Source organism: Hydrogenivirga sp. 128-5-R1-1 (assembly GCF_000171895.1).
Window position 1 is genome coordinate 1 of sequence record NZ_ABHJ01000278.1, and the last position, 1,666, is coordinate 1,666.

Here is a 1,666-nt window from a genome sequence, read left to right on the forward strand (position 1 = left end):
CAACCAGATAGACCACTCTTTCATAATTGATAAAAATGACCCTCTGTATCCAAAGTTTAAAGAAGATTTTGGATTTTTAAAGCTCTTTGTAGTTGATTTTTGTCCTACAGCAGAAGCTATAGCAAAATTTATTTACGATTTTTTAGAAAAAAAACTTGAAGAAGCTGGACTTTTAGAAGATATAAAGGTTGTATCTATAACAGTATGGGAAACAGAAACAGGAAAGGCTGTTTATAGGAAATAATATATTATAGGAGTTTATATACTTTGAAAGAAGGTCTAAAGAAAGCATCTGAAGAAATAGGAAAGCATTTTTTTAATATAGGTGTTGCCATTATAGTTTTTGCTATTATTCAACCAATTATTAAAGATGAATTCAATCTTAAAATATCTATTGCTTTTGGAAGTGTATATCTTATTATATTTCTTATAGCTACTTTTTTGATAATAGTTGGAGGAAGTAAAAGTGAATGATATGTTTTTATATTACTTAATTCTATTTTCCTTTGTTTTATTAGCAGGAATTTTAGGAATAGGTATTGCAATCTTTGCTTCAAAAAAAGTTTCTTAGGATAGACATGGATATTTTTCCTTTACTTTCAACAATTCTTATAATGTTTTTTATGCTAACTTTATATTTTATTATTGGAATAAAATTTTTAAAAAAACACAAAGAGGAGAAAAATGGCGATAATTAAACCATATAAAGGGAAATTTCCTAAAATACACCCTTCAGCTTTCATTGCAGAAAATGCTGTCATTATTGGAGATGTTGAAATAGGAGAAGACTGTTCTATATGGTACAACGTTGTAATAAGAGGAGATGTAAATTATATAAGAATTGGAGACAGAACAAACATACAGGACGGTACAATTATCCACGTTGACCATAAAAAATATCCAACAATTATTGGCAAAGAAGTTACAGTTGGACATAATGTTATGCTCCACGCATGTACAATAGAAGACAGATGTTTAATTGGAATGTCTTCAACTATTATGGACGGTGTTGTCGTAGGCAGAGAAAGTATTGTTGGAGCAGGTGCATTAGTCACCCCTGGAAAAAAAATTGAGCCGAGAACCCTCTGGACTGGAAGCCCTGCAAGATATAAAAGGGATTTAACAGAAGAGGAAATAAAATGGCTTGAGCAGTCTTATAAAAACTACATAAACTACAAAAATTCTTATCTTGAAGATTTAAAACCAAAAGGCATATAATATTTGTCCTTTTATTTGTTTTAAAAGGAGAAAAAATTTGACAAAAATTGATATTGTAGAATGGATTTTAGATAATAAAGACATAAATTTAACTAAAAAAGATATAAAAATAATAGTAGATGAACTTTTTTCTCTTATTGAAAATGAGCTAAAAAACGGACAGGACGGAAAAAAAATTCAAATATCTGGATTTGGAACTTTTTTTGTAAAAAAGAGAAAAGCTAAAGTTGGAAGAAACCCAAGAACTAATGAAGAAAAAATAGTACCCGAACGTCTTGGAGTTTCATTTAAACCTGGAAAAAAATTAATAAATGAAATAAATTCTATTTAATCTCGGAGCGTAGCTCAGGCGGTAGAGCACTGGCATGGGGGGCCAGAGGTCGGCGGTTCAAGTCCGCTCGCTCCGACCATTTATAAATCTTTTTCTAAATATCTGATACCTCTTTCA

General features: G+C 30.3%; 4 protein-coding genes and 1 tRNA gene. All 5 read left to right on the plus strand.

Annotation, left to right across the window (positions count from 1 at the left end):
* Positions 1–244 (plus strand): 6-carboxytetrahydropterin synthase (locus HG1285_RS02490; protein WP_008289118.1); only part of this gene is annotated, 244 nt, incomplete at its 5' end.
* A 23-nt stretch (positions 245–267) separates the two neighbouring features.
* Positions 268–474 (plus strand): hypothetical protein, encoded by a 207-nt coding sequence (locus tag HG1285_RS02485; RefSeq protein WP_008289119.1) that lies wholly within the window; start codon positions 268–270, stop codon positions 472–474.
* Positions 475–684: 210 nt separating this feature from the next.
* Positions 685–1,218 (plus strand): gamma carbonic anhydrase family protein, encoded by a 534-nt coding sequence (locus HG1285_RS02480; RefSeq protein ID WP_008289121.1) that lies wholly within the window; start codon positions 685–687, stop codon positions 1,216–1,218.
* 37 nt (positions 1,219–1,255) lie between these two features.
* A complete protein-coding gene (locus HG1285_RS02475) occupies positions 1,256–1,549 on the plus strand; it encodes an HU family DNA-binding protein (RefSeq protein WP_008289122.1) in 294 nt (97 codons plus the stop codon).
* Between the two features lie 3 nt (positions 1,550–1,552).
* Positions 1,553–1,628, plus strand: a tRNA-Pro gene (locus HG1285_RS02470).
* The last annotated feature ends 38 nt before the right edge of the window (positions 1,629–1,666 follow it).